Here is a 276-nt window from a genome sequence, read left to right on the forward strand (position 1 = left end):
ATTCCCTCAGACACCCAACAGCGTGCCCGACACACTCCCCGCTTCCCTCGACGTTCCACGCTCCGAAGAGCAGTACTAGAAGGAGAAGACGATCAAGTGCGCCGAGTAGTCAACGTTCCACCCATGAGCAACCAGCATCAGACGTTCGCTGATGTACTGGCCTCTGACCTCACCCCGAGGGGATCGGTAAGAAGTGCTCCTTAGAAAGGAGGTGATCCAGCCGCACCTTCCGGTACGGCTACCTTGTTACGACTTCGTCCCAATCGCCAGTCCCAC

At 57.6% G+C, this 276-nt stretch carries 1 rRNA gene; it reads right to left on the bottom strand.

Annotated features, from left to right (window positions below):
- Positions 1–204: 204 nt before the first annotated feature.
- Positions 205–276: ribosomal RNA gene (locus tag ADK65_RS07625) — 16S ribosomal RNA — on the bottom strand; the annotation flags it as partial.

The sequence above is a fragment of the Streptomyces sp. NRRL B-1140 genome (assembly GCF_001280065.1).
GTDB lineage: Bacteria > Actinomycetota > Actinomycetes > Streptomycetales > Streptomycetaceae > Streptomyces.